The 16218-nt window shown below is 52.9% G+C and carries 18 protein-coding genes; 8 read left to right on the top strand and 10 right to left on the bottom strand.

Annotated features, from left to right (window positions below; genetic code table 11):
* Positions 1–48 precede the first annotated feature (48 nt).
* Entirely contained in the window at positions 49–315 is a 267-nt protein-coding gene (locus tag IV433_RS16645) for a DUF3811 domain-containing protein (RefSeq protein WP_095922033.1), read from the bottom strand.
* Between the two features lie 174 nt (positions 316–489).
* Here IV433_RS16645 and IV433_RS16640 point away from each other — a divergent pair, with 174 nt between their 5' ends.
* Complete coding sequence (locus tag IV433_RS16640; protein WP_195815111.1) at positions 490–1608, top strand: ABC transporter substrate-binding protein; 1119 nt, start codon at positions 490–492, stop codon at positions 1606–1608.
* Positions 1609–1720: 112 nt separating this feature from the next.
* On the opposite strand, the gene IV433_RS16635 is transcribed toward IV433_RS16640, so the two are convergent.
* Positions 1721–2092, bottom strand: a complete 372-nt coding sequence (locus IV433_RS16635; protein ID WP_104922019.1) for a protein YebF — start codon at positions 2090–2092, stop codon at positions 1721–1723.
* A gap of 215 nt (positions 2093–2307) precedes the next feature.
* Between IV433_RS16635 and IV433_RS16630 the strand changes: the two genes are divergently transcribed.
* Both IV433_RS16630 and IV433_RS16625 read left to right on the top strand, forming a co-directional pair.
* Positions 2308–3183 carry an NAD(P)-dependent oxidoreductase gene (locus tag IV433_RS16630; RefSeq protein WP_195815112.1) on the top strand — a complete coding sequence of 292 codons (876 nt, stop codon included), beginning with the start codon at positions 2308–2310 and terminating at the stop codon, positions 3181–3183.
* 159 nt (positions 3184–3342) lie between these two features.
* Complete coding sequence (locus tag IV433_RS16625; RefSeq protein ID WP_195815113.1) at positions 3343–4356, top strand: isopenicillin N synthase family dioxygenase; 1014 nt, start codon at positions 3343–3345, stop codon at positions 4354–4356.
* Between the two features lies 1 nt (position 4357).
* Here the strand turns inward: IV433_RS16625 and IV433_RS16620 are convergent, their stop codons facing one another.
* From IV433_RS16620 to IV433_RS16605, 4 genes are all read right to left on the bottom strand, one after another.
* Positions 4358–5407 (bottom strand): HlyD family secretion protein, encoded by a 1050-nt coding sequence (locus IV433_RS16620; RefSeq protein ID WP_195815114.1) that lies wholly within the window; start codon positions 5405–5407, stop codon positions 4358–4360.
* A gap of 48 nt (positions 5408–5455) precedes the next feature.
* The gene (locus IV433_RS16615) at positions 5456–7204 is read right to left on the bottom strand and encodes an MFS transporter (protein WP_195815115.1); all 1749 of its coding nucleotides are present in this window, start codon (positions 7202–7204) and stop codon (positions 5456–5458) included.
* Between the two features lie 189 nt (positions 7205–7393).
* Complete coding sequence (locus IV433_RS16610) at positions 7394–7852, bottom strand: MarR family winged helix-turn-helix transcriptional regulator (RefSeq protein ID WP_195815116.1); 459 nt, start codon at positions 7850–7852, stop codon at positions 7394–7396.
* Positions 7853–8003: 151 nt separating this feature from the next.
* Complete coding sequence (locus IV433_RS16605) at positions 8004–9071, bottom strand: FAD-binding protein (protein ID WP_195815117.1); 1068 nt, start codon at positions 9069–9071, stop codon at positions 8004–8006.
* A 114-nt stretch (positions 9072–9185) separates the two neighbouring features.
* On the opposite strand from IV433_RS16605, the gene IV433_RS16600 reads away from it, so the two are divergent.
* Entirely contained in the window at positions 9186–9596 is a 411-nt protein-coding gene (locus IV433_RS16600; RefSeq protein ID WP_195815118.1) for a VOC family protein, read from the top strand.
* A 137-nt stretch (positions 9597–9733) separates the two neighbouring features.
* On the opposite strand, the gene gap is transcribed toward IV433_RS16600, so the two are convergent.
* Together gap and IV433_RS16590 are read right to left on the bottom strand one after the other, a co-directional pair.
* Positions 9734–10744 carry a type I glyceraldehyde-3-phosphate dehydrogenase gene (gene gap, locus IV433_RS16595; protein ID WP_195815119.1) on the bottom strand — a complete coding sequence of 337 codons (1011 nt, stop codon included), beginning with the start codon at positions 10742–10744 and terminating at the stop codon, positions 9734–9736.
* Positions 10745–10823: 79 nt separating this feature from the next.
* On the bottom strand, positions 10824–11801 hold the full coding sequence (locus IV433_RS16590; protein WP_195815120.1) for a GlxA family transcriptional regulator: 978 nt from the start codon (positions 11799–11801) through the stop codon (positions 10824–10826).
* A gap of 200 nt (positions 11802–12001) precedes the next feature.
* Between IV433_RS16590 and IV433_RS16585 the strand changes: the two genes are divergently transcribed.
* Together IV433_RS16585 and IV433_RS16580 are read left to right on the top strand one after the other, a co-directional pair.
* The gene (locus IV433_RS16585) at positions 12002–12607 is read left to right on the top strand and encodes a transglycosylase SLT domain-containing protein (protein WP_195815121.1); all 606 of its coding nucleotides are present in this window, start codon (positions 12002–12004) and stop codon (positions 12605–12607) included.
* Between the two features lie 126 nt (positions 12608–12733).
* Positions 12734–13096 carry a cupin domain-containing protein gene (locus IV433_RS16580; RefSeq protein ID WP_195815122.1) on the top strand — a complete coding sequence of 121 codons (363 nt, stop codon included), beginning with the start codon at positions 12734–12736 and terminating at the stop codon, positions 13094–13096.
* 202 nt (positions 13097–13298) lie between these two features.
* Here the strand turns inward: IV433_RS16580 and IV433_RS16575 are convergent, their stop codons facing one another.
* Positions 13299–13907 carry a class I SAM-dependent DNA methyltransferase gene (locus IV433_RS16575; protein WP_195815123.1) on the bottom strand — a complete coding sequence of 203 codons (609 nt, stop codon included), beginning with the start codon at positions 13905–13907 and terminating at the stop codon, positions 13299–13301.
* A gap of 204 nt (positions 13908–14111) precedes the next feature.
* Here IV433_RS16575 and yqfB point away from each other — a divergent pair, with 204 nt between their 5' ends.
* Positions 14112–14420 carry a N(4)-acetylcytidine aminohydrolase gene (yqfB, locus tag IV433_RS16570; protein ID WP_195815201.1) on the top strand — a complete coding sequence of 103 codons (309 nt, stop codon included), beginning with the start codon at positions 14112–14114 and terminating at the stop codon, positions 14418–14420.
* 56 nt (positions 14421–14476) lie between these two features.
* Here the strand turns inward: yqfB and IV433_RS16565 are convergent, their stop codons facing one another.
* Positions 14477–15118: an HD domain-containing protein gene (locus IV433_RS16565; RefSeq protein ID WP_195815124.1), complete on the bottom strand. Its 642-nt coding sequence runs from the start codon at positions 15116–15118 to the stop codon at positions 14477–14479.
* A gap of 115 nt (positions 15119–15233) precedes the next feature.
* Here IV433_RS16565 and IV433_RS16560 point away from each other — a divergent pair, with 115 nt between their 5' ends.
* On the top strand, positions 15234–16193 hold the full coding sequence (locus IV433_RS16560) for a GlxA family transcriptional regulator (protein WP_195815125.1): 960 nt from the start codon (positions 15234–15236) through the stop codon (positions 16191–16193).
* Positions 16194–16218: the final 25 nt, after the last annotated feature.

Raw genomic sequence — 16218 nt, 5'->3', positions numbered from 1 at the left:
GTTCTGAGCTGACCCTCTGCGTAATACACGAAGAGGGTCAGTTTGTTCTTAACGGCGGCCGCGCGGATGGGTGCGGGCAGTCCAGTCATAGGTCGCTGAGGTGCTTGGTACCGCTTTATTGCGGCGTTTCTCGGCACGCGCACGCGCGGCCACTTTCTCTTTCTCTTCCATCAGCTTGTCGATGTAGTCATCTTTAATCCGGTTGTTTTCCGAATTAGTCAACTCACGGCCCTGAGCTTTGCGGGCTTTGTCGAGCAACGTTTTCAGCTCGCGTTGTTCGCTTTCCGTCATATCTTGTTGTGTCAGTCTTTTCATCATTACTGCGTCCTGTGAGGAAAGTGGCTACCAGTGTAGTCGAATTACGGGCAGGCGTCGCTGCAAACTGGCGCGTGCGCGTTACCCAACCCTGTAGTAGTGGGCAATCATCACATTGCGGCAAATAACGATAATCATTATCATCTCAGCCTTTGTGACGGGTTTTGAGGTGTTATGCGTAAGTTCACACAGTCTCTGCTGGTTTCCTGCCTGTTATTATCCGGCCTGGCGCAGGCCAGAACCGTGACCGATATTTCTAACCGGACGGTCAACGTGCCGGATAATCCGCAGCGGATCGTGGTGGGCGAAAGCCGTATGTTGTATACGCTGGCGCTGGTGCAGGACGGAAACCCCGCGCAGCACGTTATTGGCTGGCCGGGCGACATGGCGCAGCTCGATGCACAAAGCTGGGCGATGTACGTAAAAGCTTTTCCGGAAATCGCCACCATCCCGCTGCTCGGGCAAAACAACTATACGCAGCTGAACGCGGAGAAGGTGATTGCGTTGAAACCCGATCTGGTGATTTTGCCGGTGTATGCTAAGAAACAAACCGACCGCGACCAGATGGAAATCACGCTGACCAGTGCGGGGATCCCGGTGATCTACGTCGATCTGCGCGTGGATCAACTGCATAACACGATCCCCAGCGTAAAGTTGCTGGGCGACGTGCTGAACCATCCGCAGAAAGCGGCGCGCTTTATCGCTTTTTATCAGCAGCATATGGATCGCGTTCGTGAACGCATCGCGGCGTATCAGGGCAAAAGACAGACGGTGATGCTGCAATTGCATCTGGGGCGCCGTGAAGGGTGCTGCACCACGGTTTCTCACGGGAATCTCGCTGACCTGCTGGCGTTTGCTGGCGGGGATAACATCGCCAAAGGTGCTTTTGGCAGCGTGTACGGAGATCTGAACGCAGAGAAAGTGATTATGGCCAACCCGGATGTGTATATCACCACGGGCATGGCGGGCCCGGAAGGGAGAAGAGTGTCCAACCTGATGCTGGGGCCACAGGTCACGCAACAGGAAGCGGAGCAAAGTTTCCGGCAGATAATGGATAAACAGCCGGTGCTTTCCACGCTGAAAGCGGTGCGCGAAGGGCGGGCGTACAGCGTCTGGCATAATTTCTATCTCAGCCCGTATCACATGGTCGACGTCGAAGTGTTCGCCAAAGCGCTGTATCCGCAGCTGTTTAAAGATGTTGATCCGCAGGAAACCTTGAAAGAACTGTATACGCAGTTCCTGCCGGTTCCGTTCAGCGGCACTTACTGGAGTCAGCTGCCACCGGCGAAGTAATTCATCCGTTCGCAACAGACAATAAAAAACCGGCACAATCGCGTGCCGGTTTTTGTTTATGGGGCAAATGCTGTTATCAGAAATCCACCGCTGCGGGGGAGGAAAACCGGCATTATTCGACGGTGGAATATTTCACGTAATGGTTTGAGCAGTTGAAGTGCGCCACATAACCCAGCGTGCCGTTAGGCCCCTTGGCGCTGAAAGGAATGTGGTAAGTGCCTTTGTCTTCTTTGACGTCATCGCTGATGAAATTCAACACCGGCACGGAGGTACCCATATTGTCTTTATCGTTGCCCCAGTTGGGAATGCGGTTTTGCATGTAATCGCGGGTCACAGTGTCGATGGCGTTATCTTTGGTGATGGTGCTGCATGCGCCTTCAGTCGTGCGCTGCATCCACCACGGATAAACATAGACCGAGCCCAACATCAGCACCATCAGGGCGAAAATGACGGAAATGATCCCGATTAAAACAACTTTACTCATAGTGCTGCGACTCCTGAAAATTCTCAGTCAAATCAGAGTTGCCGGGGCATTATGGGACAGCCCTGGCACGAAAGCGCGTATGTTACGCCACTTCGCTGGAAGAGGTTAAGTATTATAAGCCCCTCTGTTGCATCTGGTTACAGAAGCCGGTTCCGCCGCAGGGCCTGCGATGATAGCCTTTTGAATACATTTAACGTTTGCACAAGGAGTAAGACATGAGTCAGCAACCTGTAGTCGCGGTGCTCGGTTTGGGGGCGATGGGACATGCATTTGCCACCAATCTGATTAAAAAAGGTTTCACCACCCGCGTGTGGAACCGGACAGCATCGCGTGGTGACGATCTGGTGAAGGCGGGCGCGCAACGCGGCCTGACACCGCGTGAAACCGCAGAAGGTGCCGATGTGGTGATTACCATGTTATCGGACGGCAAAACCTCTCTGGAAGTTTATCAGGGCGATAACGGGCTTTTAGCCGGGCTGAAGCAGGGCGGAATTATCGCGCAAATGGGAACGCTGGGCGTCGATGCCACTGAATCGCTGATTGTGCTGATTAAAGAACAGCGCCCGGACGTGGTGTTCTTTGATGCGCCGGTTTCGGGTACCAAAGCGCCCGCTGAACAGGCGCAAATTGTGGTGCTGGCCAGCGGTGACCGTGAGGCGGGTGCGGCCGTTGAACCGGTTTTTGCTGCCATTTCGAAAGCCACTAAATGGCTGGGTGAAGCCGGTCGTGCGTCTAAAATGAAACTGGTGGTTAACGCGTGGCTGATTGCCATGATGGAAGGCATCGCCGAAAGCACCCAGCTGGCCGAAGAACTGGGCTTTACGCCGGATGACCTGTGGGACGTCCTCGACGGCGGCCCTCTGGCGGCGCCGTATATCAAAGGCAAAATGGCGATGTTCAAAAGCGGCGATTATACCCCGCAGATGCAGCTGACCTGGGCGCTGAAAGATATCAATCTGGCGATTGATGCGGGCAGTAAGCTCGAGTTGCCTGTAATGAAACGCATTAGTGAAACTTGGCAGGCCGCCGTGGATGGCGGTTATGGCGACCAGGATCTGGCGGTGGTTTACCGGTATCTCGGTTCCCGCTGACCGGAGAGGCCCACGGACGGGCGTGCTATAACCGGTTAATATCCCGCGTAGTTTTTTCATAACTCCGAAGCATAAACCAGATTATCTGGCTATTGGTCGGCCGCTCCGGCGCTGTGATAGCGTTGACGATTATCACCCATAATCACGGCGGAGTAAGCAATGAGCCAGACGTCAGCAACTATCCCATTGGTCGATTTCAGCCTGTTTTCCGGTACGCCAGAAGAGCGTGAAGCGTTTTTGTCGCAGCTGCGTTATGCCGCCCGCGAAATCGGCTTCTTCTATCTGAAAAACCACGGCGTGGATGCCACGCTGCTTCACGACGTGCAGCGCGTAGCGCGGGAATTTTTTGCCTTGCCGGAAGAAGATAAACTGGCCGTCGCCATGATCAATTCTCCGCATTTTCGCGGCTATAACCGCGCCGCGTCAGAGATTACCCGCGGTCAGCCGGACTGGCGCGAACAGTTTGATCTGGGTGCCGAACGGCCAAAATTACCGGTAAGCGGAGAGACGCCTGCGTGGGCAAGATTGCAGGGGCCAAATCAGTGGCCGGAAGCGCTGCCTGAGTTGCGCCCGCTGCTGCTGCGCTGGCAGAGGGAAATGACGGCGATGTCGCTGCGTTTATTGCGCGCTTTTGCGCTGGCGCTGAAACTGCCGGAAGACGCCTTTGATCCTTTGTATGGCGAAAAACCCAATGAGCACATCAAGCTGATCCGTTATCCGGGGCGGGCGGCTGAGGCGGGAAATCAGGGTGTCGGCGCGCATAAAGATTCCGGTTTCCTGAGCTTTTTATTGCAGGATGAACAGCGCGGTTTGCAGGTTGAAGTTGAGGAAAATGAATGGGTCGATGCGCCGCCGGTGGCGGATACGCTGGTGGTGAATATCGGCGAACTGCTGGAGCTGGCCACCAACGGTTACTTGCGTGCGACGGTTCACCGCGTGGTGTCTCCGCCTGCTGAAGGCGAACGGCTGTCGCTGGCCTTTTTCCTCGGCGCGCAGCTGGACGCCGTTGTGCCGCTCTTTCCGCTGCCGCCGGAGCTGGCAAAAGAAGCCCGTGGCGATGCCAGCGATCCGCTGAATCCGCTGTTCCGCGACGTGGGATTCAACTATCTGAAAGGGCGGCTGCGCTCTCATCCTGACGTTGCGCGGCGCTATTACGCTGATATTGTCAGCTGATTCAGATTTTGGGTGCCTTTGAGGTATCAACGCTGACGACCGTGGACATTCCCGGTCGCAGCTGGTCGCTCTGCGCCTGATCCGGTTCCAGCTCAATGCGTACGGCGATACGCTGAGAAATCTTGGTGAAATTCCCGGTCGCATTATCGGCTTTCAGTACGCTGAATTCCGAACCGGCGGCCGGAGAAATCCGCACCACGTGGCCTTTAAACGGATGATCGTTCAGCGCATCCACCGTGAAAGACGCAGGCGTCCCGACAGCCATTCCCGCCAGCTGGCGCTCTTTAAAATTGGCCGTCACCCAGACCTGTTTTGGCGTGACCGACGTTAGTTGCGTTCCGGCACTGACGTATTGCCCCATGCGGGCACTGATTTCGCCGAGCTGCCCGTCGGACGGCGCGATAATCTGCGTGTGCTGTAAATTGATTTGTGCCACTTCAACTTTCGCCTGTGAGGCTTTTAATGCCGCCGCCAGCGACGCTTTATTGGCTTCCACCAGCGCGAGACTCTGGCGTGCGATATTCACGGATGCGCGCGCTTTTGCCACGTTGGCCTCCGCCGTCAGTAACGCCGCCTGAAGTTCATCTCCGGTGGTTTTTGACACCAATCCTTTTTGTAGCAATGGCCCGTTGCGATGGGTATCGAGTGACGCCTTGCTTTGTGTTGCCTGCGCGCTTTGCAATTCCGCTTCTGCAAGTTGCAGGCTGGCAGCACTGGACGCACGGTTCTGCTCGAAGTTTTGCAGCGTCACCTGCGCCTGCGCCGCCGCGGCTTCGGCCTGTAACAACTCCTGCCGGTAAGTGCTGTCGTCAATCACAAACAACACATCGCCTTTTTTCACCGGCATAAAATCCTGCACTTTCACCCCGGTGATGTAACCCGAAACCTGCGGGCTGAGCAGGGTGACGTTTCCGCGGATATACGCGTTATCGGTCGATTCCACCCTGGAGTTAAATGGAAACAGCTGCCAGCTGTACAACACAATCATCACGCCAATAATGCCTAAGCAAAGCACTACAATAATGGATGGATAACGAAAGATATTTTTCATCACTTTGTCCGTATACCTCGTTTCAGTTCGTCAACAGGATCTGTTTATTCAGGCAACCGCTTCGGAGGCTGCGCGTTTTTTTGTCTGGATCCTTCCGGCAATAATGTGCGCGCCGAGCACGGCAATACAGCCCAGCGACATATAAAAAACCACTCTAAAAACATCGTTGTAGGCCAGCAGTCCCGCCTGCTGGGTGATCTTCGTGCTCAGCTGCGCCAGACCTTCGGCATTCAGCTGTGAGCCATCCGTCAGAACCGGTTTCAGCAGGTGGCTGTACTGGGAAATTCGTTCGACCACCAGCGGATTCTGCAAACTGATATGTTCAACCAGAACGGCGGAATGATACTTCTCGCGCAATATCTGAATGGTGCCCAGGAAAGCGCCGCCGACCTGTGCGCCGACGTTCTGCGTCGACAGAAACACCAGCACGAAACTGATGATCTGGCTTTGCCCGAACTGCAACGCGCGGATAAAACCCAGCCATAAGGACGTCGGCAGAAAGATGGCACCGGCAAACGCAATCATGCCCTGCGTCAGGTAAAACTGTTCCGGGCGGGTGTCCGCAGTGGAACTGGCGTCCATCAGCGAGGCCACGGCAATCAGGGCAATGGAAAACAGATGGATGTAAACGATGCGGTTCGCTTTATGAATAATGCTGACGACCACCAGCCCGGCAACGGTGGCGGCCAGAATCACGCAAAACAGCGTAACCAGCTGGTCATTCACCAGACCGACCAGATTCAGAAAGCCAACCATGCCGGTGGTTTGCTCGGAAAGCAGCATACGGATAAACAGCATTGAACCGCTGAACAGCAGCATTTCCGGCGTCATCAGCCAGCGCAAATCGATAATGGGATTCTTACGTTTGAGCTCGACCATAAAAGACAGTGTCAGCGCAATAATCCCGACCACCAGCACTTCGCCGATCCAGTCTTTCTCCTGCCACCAGTAATAACGGCCCATCGTCAGCACCACGGACATACAGGCGACGGCGGTGGCAATCAGCGGATAGCTGATCCAGTCGATGCGTTCGAATACCTTCACGCGGGGCGGATGCGTCAGCGGCAGGATCCAGATAATTGCCAGACAAATCAGGGAAAGACCGGATTCCAGCATCGTCAGCTGGTGCCAGTGGCCGAGATCGAGAAGATGCGGCGAAATAATGCGTGAAACCGGCAGGGCAATCTGGCTGCCCGCCAGCCCGAAACACAGCCCGGCGGTCAGCTTTTTAGCGGGCGGGAAAATCTCGAACATATAAAACAACGCCAGCGGGCCGAGAGAGGCCATCGCAAAACCCATGACGGCGCGGACGGCCAGCGCGGTCTGAAAATCATGGGTAAAGGTTTGTGCCAGAGACGCCATGGCAAAAAACAGCAGCCCGTATTCCCCGAAACGCCTGAAGCCAAACTGGGTACGGATTTTATAAAGCAGGATCGTGCCGGTGACGCTGGTCGCGGTATAGGCTGCCACCAGCCAGTAACTTTCGACATTGGAAATGCTCAACGAGCCCTGAATACCCGTCAGGTTAGAGCTGACCAGGTTAATCCCCAGCCCCTGCGTCAGGCCAATAATCAGCGAGGCCAGCGCATAAACCACAATCCGGCCACGCGGATAGTGCCAGAGCCAGGTGCTGACCCGGACGGCGAAAGGGTGATGCTGTGACGGAGGCACCGAGGCTGGCTGCGGTTTCGGTAATCCTTCAGGCGGTGGTGCGGAGAGTTCTTTTTCTGGTGATGCATCCCGTGTTGTTAATTCACCGGCGTCCTGCCGGACATCTGAATCAGAACGCGTCGTCATCGTTATGCCTTGTAAGTCGTTACCCAACTAGTTTGTAGCTTGCTACATAATGTAATAAGGCGTTTCAGATGTGTCTAGTCCAATTATTCATATTGGTGATATTTACAAACGCAAATAACGAACAACAAATCAGTAACGCAAGTGATTAATGCAGAGGAAAGGGGGACAAACGGGAAGGGGAAAACGCCACTAAAGCGCGGCGATATTGGCGGTGATGCTGGCGAGAACGTCGCGGGCGACATCAATATCTTTATCCGGAATGCCTTCCATTACGCGGATCAAAATGTCATCGGTCATGCTGCGAACCTGATTCGCCAGTTCAATTCCGGCATTTGTCAGCTTAATGTCTTTCGAACGACGGTCAGAATCTCCTGGGCAGCGTTCCAGCAAACCCAGCTCGGTAAGGCTGTCAAACAGGCGGATGGCGGTAGGGTGCTCGACTTCCAGCAGGGCAGTCAGCTCTCCCTGAGGCAGGCGACCCTGAGCCGCCTCTAAGTGCAACAGCACCTGCCCGCGGGCGAGCGTCAGCCCAATGGTTTTGAAACGGGCATCACAGTAAGTGCGCAACTGACGGCCGATATGGATAGTTTCCGGGAGGAAACGGAGCCTGGGAATGGATGCTTCCGGGCGGCGGCGTAAAGTGGTCAAAAGTTCCTCACTGTCGGGCGTAAGCAGGTTTTCAGTGGCGTAAGATTAGCACGATCAGCAACATTTACCATTAATCCCCCGGCTCCATTAACATTTTGAGACAACAGGAAGAGGGCCTTCCTGCCGTCCAGAAACGCCGGAAACAGCGGTTTTATTTCTGTGTTGTCATATCGACATGTGAAATTTTGCTTTTCATGATCAGCCCGCGCAACAGCGGAGACGTCAGAATGGCCGCTTTGACAATTTTGCCGAATAATTTAAGACGAAGTTTCAGCGTCCCTTTCTGATAAGCCCGGTGCGGCGAAACGCTCTCTGCATTGAGGATCTTGCTCAGGATCTCCGCGCTGTCAAAAGCATAACTGATGCCTTCCAGAGAACTGGCGCTGATAAAACCGGCGGCTTCGCCAATCAGGAAAATGTTCTCTTTACCGCAGCGGAAATCGCTCAGTTTTGACGGGCAGAGCACGATACATTTCTCCGTTTTAACCACGTCGCCGAACGTAAAGGAATAGGGCTGCAAACGGTTTTTCAGCGCTTCAAATTGCTGATTGCCATTCTTCATCGGAAAGGCTCCGCCCAGAATGAAATAGCCGTCTTTCGACATACTCCAGGCATAGCAATCCGTCACCGCATTATCAAAAATACAGGAGTAAAACGGCACCGGATGTTTATCGACAAACCATTGTTGTATTGAGAGATACTTGCGGATTTCATGATCAGGATAAAGCATGCGACGAAGCATGGAGTTTGCGCCGTCAGCGCCCACCACGTATTTCACAGTCGCTTCCTGTTCAGCGCCGTTATCGTTAAAACGAATGTGATACAGGCCATCGTCCCGGCGGGTGATTTTGCGACACAGACTGTCATGCCGGACATCAACGCTGGCAGGAATCAGTGTTTTAAGCCACAAATCAAACCGGTGACGATTGATATTCACGTAAGTACGCTGATAATTACGAATGAGCTTCGTCTGCAAATCGTAGGTTTTCACGCTAAATATCTGTGGATCGGCCAGCACGGAAGTCGGCAGGTTGACGCCAAAACGGACAAAAGAACGTTGCGCATCCGTGGCCAGTAAACCGCCGCAAGGTTTCTGAAAACCGTCTTCACCGCATTGTTGTTTCTTATCGAGGGCCAGAATTTTCAGACCCGGTTTAAGCAGCCTGGCGAGCGTTGCACCGGCCGGGCCTAATCCAATAATCGCTATATCGTAATCCATCGGGGGCTCATCATCCCTGAGAAAAACAAGAGTATAAGCGTTACGCCTGCTCAGCGAGAAGCCGGTAATTCACTCTTTTTTGAGATTTTTTAAATCAATAGCCTGGAGTCAGTTATGCAACCTGTCATCAATATGATTACGCTCGGTGTGAAGGATTTAGCCGTCGCAACGGAGTTTTACCAGAACGGTCTGGGGTTCCCCAAAGTGGTTATTGATTCTGACGGTGTGAGTTTCTTTGAGCTGGCAGGGGCGTGGCTGTCTCTGTTCCCGTGGGATGAGCTGGCCAAAGATGCCGAACTCAGCCCGGAAGGTCAGGGATTTCGCGGAATGGCGCTGGCGCAGACTGTCGCCAGCGAAGCAAAAGTAGACGCCGTTCTAGAACAGGCTGTGAAGGCGGGCGGTACGCTGATAAAGCCAGGGCAGAAAGTTTTCTGGGGCGGATATTCGGGTTACTTCGCCGATCCGGACGGACATCTGTGGGAAATCGCCTATAACCCGTTTATGAAAATAGGGCCGCAGGAGTAACGCATTTCGTTCAAAGCGCAGACGCTTAGTTACAACATACTGTTTATTGTTCGAAACAAGGAGTCTGTCTGAAACAACTGTAAAAACACCGCCTTGCGGCGGTGTCTCATTATAATGTCTTGCAGGAAAATAGGGGGTTATAAACCTCTTTTTTCCATCAGCAGGGCCAGATCAACCAGACGGTTTGAGAAGCCCCATTCGTTATCGTACCAGGCCAGAATTTTCACCAGCTTACCGCCGATAACCAGCGTGGAAAGCCCGTCAACAATCGAAGAACGTGGGTCGCCGCGATAATCGCTGGAAACCAGCGGTTCTTCGCTGTAGCCCAGGATATCTTTCAGCGGGCCAGACTCCGAAGCTTTACGGAATGCCGCATTGATTTCTTCGACCGTGGCTTCGCGTTTCAGGTTGACGGTCAGGTCAACAATCGACACAACGGGAACCGGCACGCGCAGGGAATAACCGGTCATTTTGCCATCCAGTTCAGGAATGACTTTACCGATAGCTTTGGCCGCTCCGCTGGAATACGGAACAATCGACACCGCCGCCGCACGCGCACCGCGCAAATCTTTCTCCGGCTGATCGTGCAACGCCTGGCTGTTGGTATACGCATGCGTGGTGTTCATCAGGCCATGCTCAATCCCGAAGGTTGAATGCAAAACCAGCGCCGCCGGTGCCAGACCGTTGGTGGTGCAACTGCCGTTACTGACCACTTTGTGTTTGGCCGGGTCATAGTCGCCGTCATTTACGCCCATCACGATAGTGATATCGTCGTTTTTGGCCGGTGCGGAAATAATGACGCGTTTGGCGCCGCCTTTGGTGATATGCAATTCGGCTTTGTCTTTTTCAGTGAAGAAGCCGGTCGCCTCAATAACGATATCCACACCGACGCTGCTCCACGGAATCGCTGCCGGATCTCTTTCGGAGAAGACGCGGATAGCTCTGCCATCGAGCAGCAGCTGCCCTTCGCCTGCTTCGACTTTGGCATTTAACGTGCCTGAGAGTGAATCATATTTCAGAAGATGCGCGAGGGTTTTACTGTCGGTGAGATCGTTGATAGCGACGACCTGGAAGTCATCACGACCCAGTGCGGCGCGTAAAACATTTCGACCAATCCTGCCAAACCCGTTGATACCAACTTTGACCATGATGAAACTCCTTTATTATCAGACCTGCATGTAATGTAGACCGAAGGAGATATGGCGTAAATGACAATAAAAGATCAATTTACGCCAACATGCGTGAGCAGAAGCGTTCCCGGTATTCCGTCGGGGTCAGGTGTAAATTCCTTTCAAAAACACGCCGCAAATTCAGGCCACTGCCAAATCCGGTGACCTGTGCGATTTGCTCGACGCCTTGTGTGGTTTGTTCAAGCCGTTGCCTGGCCGCATTAAGGCGAACTTCTTCAACATATTTGGCCGGCGTGATCCCGGTTTCGCGGGTGAAAACCCGGGTAAAATTACGCGGGCTCATGGCGGCACGTTCAGCCAGAGCTTCGACAGATAAATCGCCGGTGAGGTTCTCCGGTAACCAGAGCTGAAGCTCGCGGATAGGGCCTTCGCTGGCCTGATTCAAAAGATAGCGGCTAAACTGTGCCTGTCCACCAGGCCTGCGCAGAAACATCACTAAATCCTGTGCAACGTCTCTGGCCAGATTAAAACCCTGATCGTCTTCCACCAGCGCGAGTGTAAGATCAAAGCCGGAACTGACGCCGCCGGAAGTCCAGACCGGGCCATCCTGCACATAAATAGGCCCGCGTTCGACGGCGATCTGCGGGAATTCAGCTTGCAACGTGTCCAGTAACCGCCAGTGCGTCGTGGCGTGACGTCCATCCAGCAAGCCGGTTTTCGCCAGTAACATGGCTCCGCCACAAATGGAAACAACACGCCGGGCATGGGGTGCAGCGCGTTTGACCCAGTCAACGACGTCCGATCCTTCTTCTTCGGTCAGCCCTTTGCCAGTGATCAGAATAGTGTCGCGGGGAAGTTCAGGGTCAAGGTCGCAAAGCCGGTGGTCAGCCAGCAAATTCAGGCCGGAAACGCCGTGAACCACGCGGTGAGGTTGCGTGGTGGCGACCGTGACCTGATAAGGAGAATTCGTCCCGCCAGCAGGCATCAGACGATTCGCCTGCATAAGGATGTCGGCGATACCGGCCGCTTCAAATAACATGCCCCCGTCAGGGACGATAATCAGAAAAGTTTTCATGGCATTAAAAATACAATTTGTATTAAATAAGTCAATACGCTATTTAAGGCTAAGCCCGTGAAAGAAGAAACGGCAGGAGGTTTGCATTGCGCATTTTTGGCACACGTAAAACGTGAAAAAATTCAATTAAACCATGATACTCAGCGGCGTTAAGGGTATCTTGTCAGCGTCCAAAATGACGCATTTAACCGTGAGATTTCATGAATTCATTACTCAAACAGCCGTCACGGATCAGCCTGTTGATCATGCTGATGATTCTGGCGGGTTGCTCTGGCAAAACGCATTATAAAAAATACGATACCCACGCTTATGACAATATCATTGAAGATGCGGCCGATAATTACAAAGTTGACCGGAAACTGATCAAAGCAATTATCCAGGTTGAGTCCAGCTACAATCCGGACGCCGTCAGCCCGTCGAATGCCATTGGCCTGATGCAACTTAAAGCCTCGACCAGCGGCTGCGATGCATACCGGTATAAAGGTAAACGCGGTTGCCCGAGCGACAGACAATTGCATGATCCGGAAACCAACATTGATTTGGGTACGGCATATCTCAGCGGATTACAGCATCAGCAATTAAACTGGATTAACGATCCGCTGACGCGTCGCTATGCTACAGAAGTCGCTTACGCTAACGGTGCCGGTGCTTTATTGCGGACATTTTCCTCAAACCGCCAGACGGCAATTCTGATGATCAATCAGCTGACGCCGGAAGCGTTTAACTGGCATGTTCGTCAGTATCATCCGGCCCCGCAGGCACCACGATATATGGCGAAGGTCGAGAAGGTTTATGCCGGGTTATAGCTGAAACCGGCCAAAATAAAGAATGCGCTACGTGAATTCTGCAGCATTATGGTACTGCCAGAAATTCAGAATTCACGTAGCGTTGTCAGTTTGAACTGGTTGATATCCGCCGAAAGGAGCGTCCGCATGCTGTCTAATTTGTTTGCCGGTTTACCGGTTACTGCCAGTGCGCAGGAAAACGAAACCTTCGAAGCGCTGTTGAACATACCGGGCATGCGTATTGAGAGAATTGTTTCAACCGGCCAGGCAAGTCCGCCAGATTTCTGGTATTGCCAGACGCAAAGCGAGTGGGTCACGGTTCTGCAAGGTTCAGCCGGTTTGCGAATGGAAAACGAAACGCAGACGCGGGTAATGCACGCCGGCGACTGCATCAACATTCCGGCGTTACGCAAACACCGTTTGGAGTGGACAGCCGCAAATGAAATCACAGTCTGGCTGGCCGTGCATTATGGTGATATTGAAGATCAAAGCACAGGTGAAGAGTCATGAAAAAGGAACAGAATGGCAGGAGAGACGATAGATTGATGGTGGGTTCGTTAATAGCATTTCAATTTAACATAATATACATTATGCGCACTTTGGTTATCTAAGAAACTCAGGATATCCGGCTTTAGTTCGTCACGTCATTCCGTAAAATCTGCCAGTTCTGCATCCTTTCATTCCGGCAGCTTTCACCACTTCACTGACTATCTCAGCCTTTAAACTGTGCCAGCCAGATGGTATGTCCTGCACATGTCGGGTCTTCGGCAACCATCTTCACTTCCCTGAAACCATGTTCATCAAACAGCGCACGGTATTCTTCCGGAGCCAGACTTGCGTGATACAGATCTTCCCCTTCAAATGTGCCAATCGCCTCACCGTTGCCGGGACCGCTGGTGAACATCAATGCTGCATCAGGCTTTGCGTGTTTCTCAAAAATGGCAAACATGGCACGCTGATCATCGCGCGTCAGATGAAAAAAACTGTCCCAGGCAATCAGCCCGTCGAACTTCTCGTTCAGCGATAACGAACGCATATCGGCAACCTGCCAGTGTTGTTCCGGGAAACGTTCACGGCAAATCGAAATCATCGGTTCTGAAGAATCGACGCCGGTCACTGAGAAATGACGTTCTATAAAATATTCGGCGATGGGTTTTCCTGCTCCGCAACCGATGTCCAGAATGCGGCCTTCTGACGGGATCAGAGCCAGAAAACGGTCCAGCCACGCCTTTTCATATCCCTGATTTTTACGCAATTTATCCCAGATATCAGCATGTCGCTGATACAGTGAAATGATGTTTTTCGCCGAAATATCGTCCATTTCCTCTCCGTTCTGACCGTCATTTGATCGCGCTACGTGAATTCTGAGTGTCTCACGCGACCTCAGCACCTGTCAGCGAAAGATTTGGATTAGTTCGTAATTCATCACTTTTTTATCATATTTATCAATGTGTTTGTTGATTTTATCGGCATGCTTCGTATGATGTGGCGAACAAGACTTTAACGTAGCGCTGAGGGATAACATCTGATGAAAGACATCACATTTTACGGTCGTTTCGAGGCCGATATTCTGGCCGGGCGCAAAACGATCACGCTCCGTGAAGCCAGCGATGCTAATTTTGTGGCGGGCGATCGTGTTCGCGTAAGTCGTTATGAAGACAACGTTTTCTTCTGCAATATCGAGATTATCGACGTTACGCCGGTACAATTTGACGAGCTGAATGACGCCCATGCCTTGCAGGAAAATATGACATTACCTGAGCTGAAACAGGTGATCAGCGAGATTTACCCCGGTCTGAAATCACTGTTTATGATTGAGTTTCGTCTGGTCTGACAGTTTTGTACGACAGGAAAACGCACCGGAATCTTGCCCGGTGCGCCCTTTTCTTCTTACCCCTGCCAGCGGGATCCGCGGATCACCGAACAGAAATTGCCTCTGATGAAATCGGGTTCTTTGTCGGCAATGACATCCGCTTTCACGTTGCCAAATGTGGTTTGCGGTCTGTTTTTGATGCCATCATAAAATGCCTGAATGATGTCTTCTTTAAATGCCGGTGTCCGCGGATGCGCATCCACAACCGCATTTCGCACGTCGTCATCGTATCCCTGATAATTAATCCCGAGAACGTCCATTTCCACACCTGCTGTCACCAGCGCAATGACCGGATCCATAAATTCAGGGATCCCGGGCGTCGTGTGCAAGGCAATCGCGGTCCAGACTTTATCAATATCCTGCGTGCTGACGCCGTGTTGCTGCATAAATTTGCGGGCCGCGTTTGCGCCGTCCACTTCAAAGCGTTTATCGCAGCTACAATTTTCGTGGGTCAGCCCCATGTCGTGGAACATACAGCCGATATACAGCAACTCGTGATCGACTTTAAGCTGACGTTGCTGACCGGCAAGTGCCGCCCAGTAATACACGCGGCTGGAATGATGGAACAGTAAATCGGTTTCTGTATCGCGGACCAGTTCGGTGGCTTCGCGCGCCATTTTGCTGTCGGGAATGCGGATGCCCTGAATGTTCAGACTCATAATATTTCTCCGTTGGGGTTGAATGAGCCCAGATTAAGCTTCACTATGAATGTCATCAATCGTCGCAATATGACGATTAGGGACATATCCGCATTCTGCGACAGGAAATCATCTCATGCCCAAACACATCATCATTCTGGCCGTGCCAGGCGTTCAGTTGCTGGATGTCTCCGGCCCGCTGGACGTTTTTGCCGAGGCAAATCAGCAACGCGGGCGTGAGGTGTATAAACTCAGCGTGATGGCCGTGGCCGATCCGATCGTTGTTTCATCTTCCGGCGCCCGCCTGCTGGCCGATCTGACACTCGACGACCCGCTTCCCGACGCGCTTGACACCTTCCTGGTTGCCGGTGCGCCGGTGCTCGACAGCTTCATTTCAGACGAAAAGCTGCATGAAAATATTTGCCGCTGGAGCCATCACGCACAGCGTTTCGGTTCGGTTTGCAGCGGCGCGATGCTGCTTGCGGCGGCCGGATTAATCAACGGGCGTCGCGTTACCACACACTGGACTGTTGCGGAACGGCTTCATCAGGAATATCCGCAGGTGAACGTAGAAGCTGACGCAATTTTTATTGCCGATGCCGAACTTCGCACCGCGGCTGGCGTAACGTCCGGGCTGGATTTAGCACTGAATATGGTGGAGGAAGATCTCGGGCGGGAAACGGCACTCGACGTTGCCGCGCAGCTGGTAATGTTTTTCAAACGTCCCGGCGGCCAGTTACAATTTAGCCGCCATGGGCAGGCTTCGTTAAGCGGGCGTTCTGCTTTGCAGGACGTTCAGCGCTGGGTGCTGAACACTCTGGATCAGCCGCATAATTTGCAAAGTCTCGCCACACATATGGGGATCAGCACCCGGCACATTACCCGTTTATTTAATCAGGAACTGAATCAGTCCCCGGCCGAATGGCTTGAACAGCAGCGTGTATTTCACGCGCGTCAGCTGCTGGAAACTGGCGAGCTGGCGGTGAAACAAATCGCGGCGGAATGCGGATTTTCCAGCGTCGATATCCTGCGACGGGCGTTTGTCAGACAACTTTCAGTGACACCGTCACAATATCAAAAGCATCACAGCTCATGATATTTATTGCCTATCATTCAGTAGG

It is taken from the genome of Rahnella laticis, assembly GCF_015644585.1.
Taxonomy (GTDB): Bacteria; Pseudomonadota; Gammaproteobacteria; order Enterobacterales; family Enterobacteriaceae; genus Rahnella; species Rahnella laticis.
Note: the sequence above shows the minus strand (reverse complement) of the source record. Positions and strands in the feature narration are given on the sequence as shown.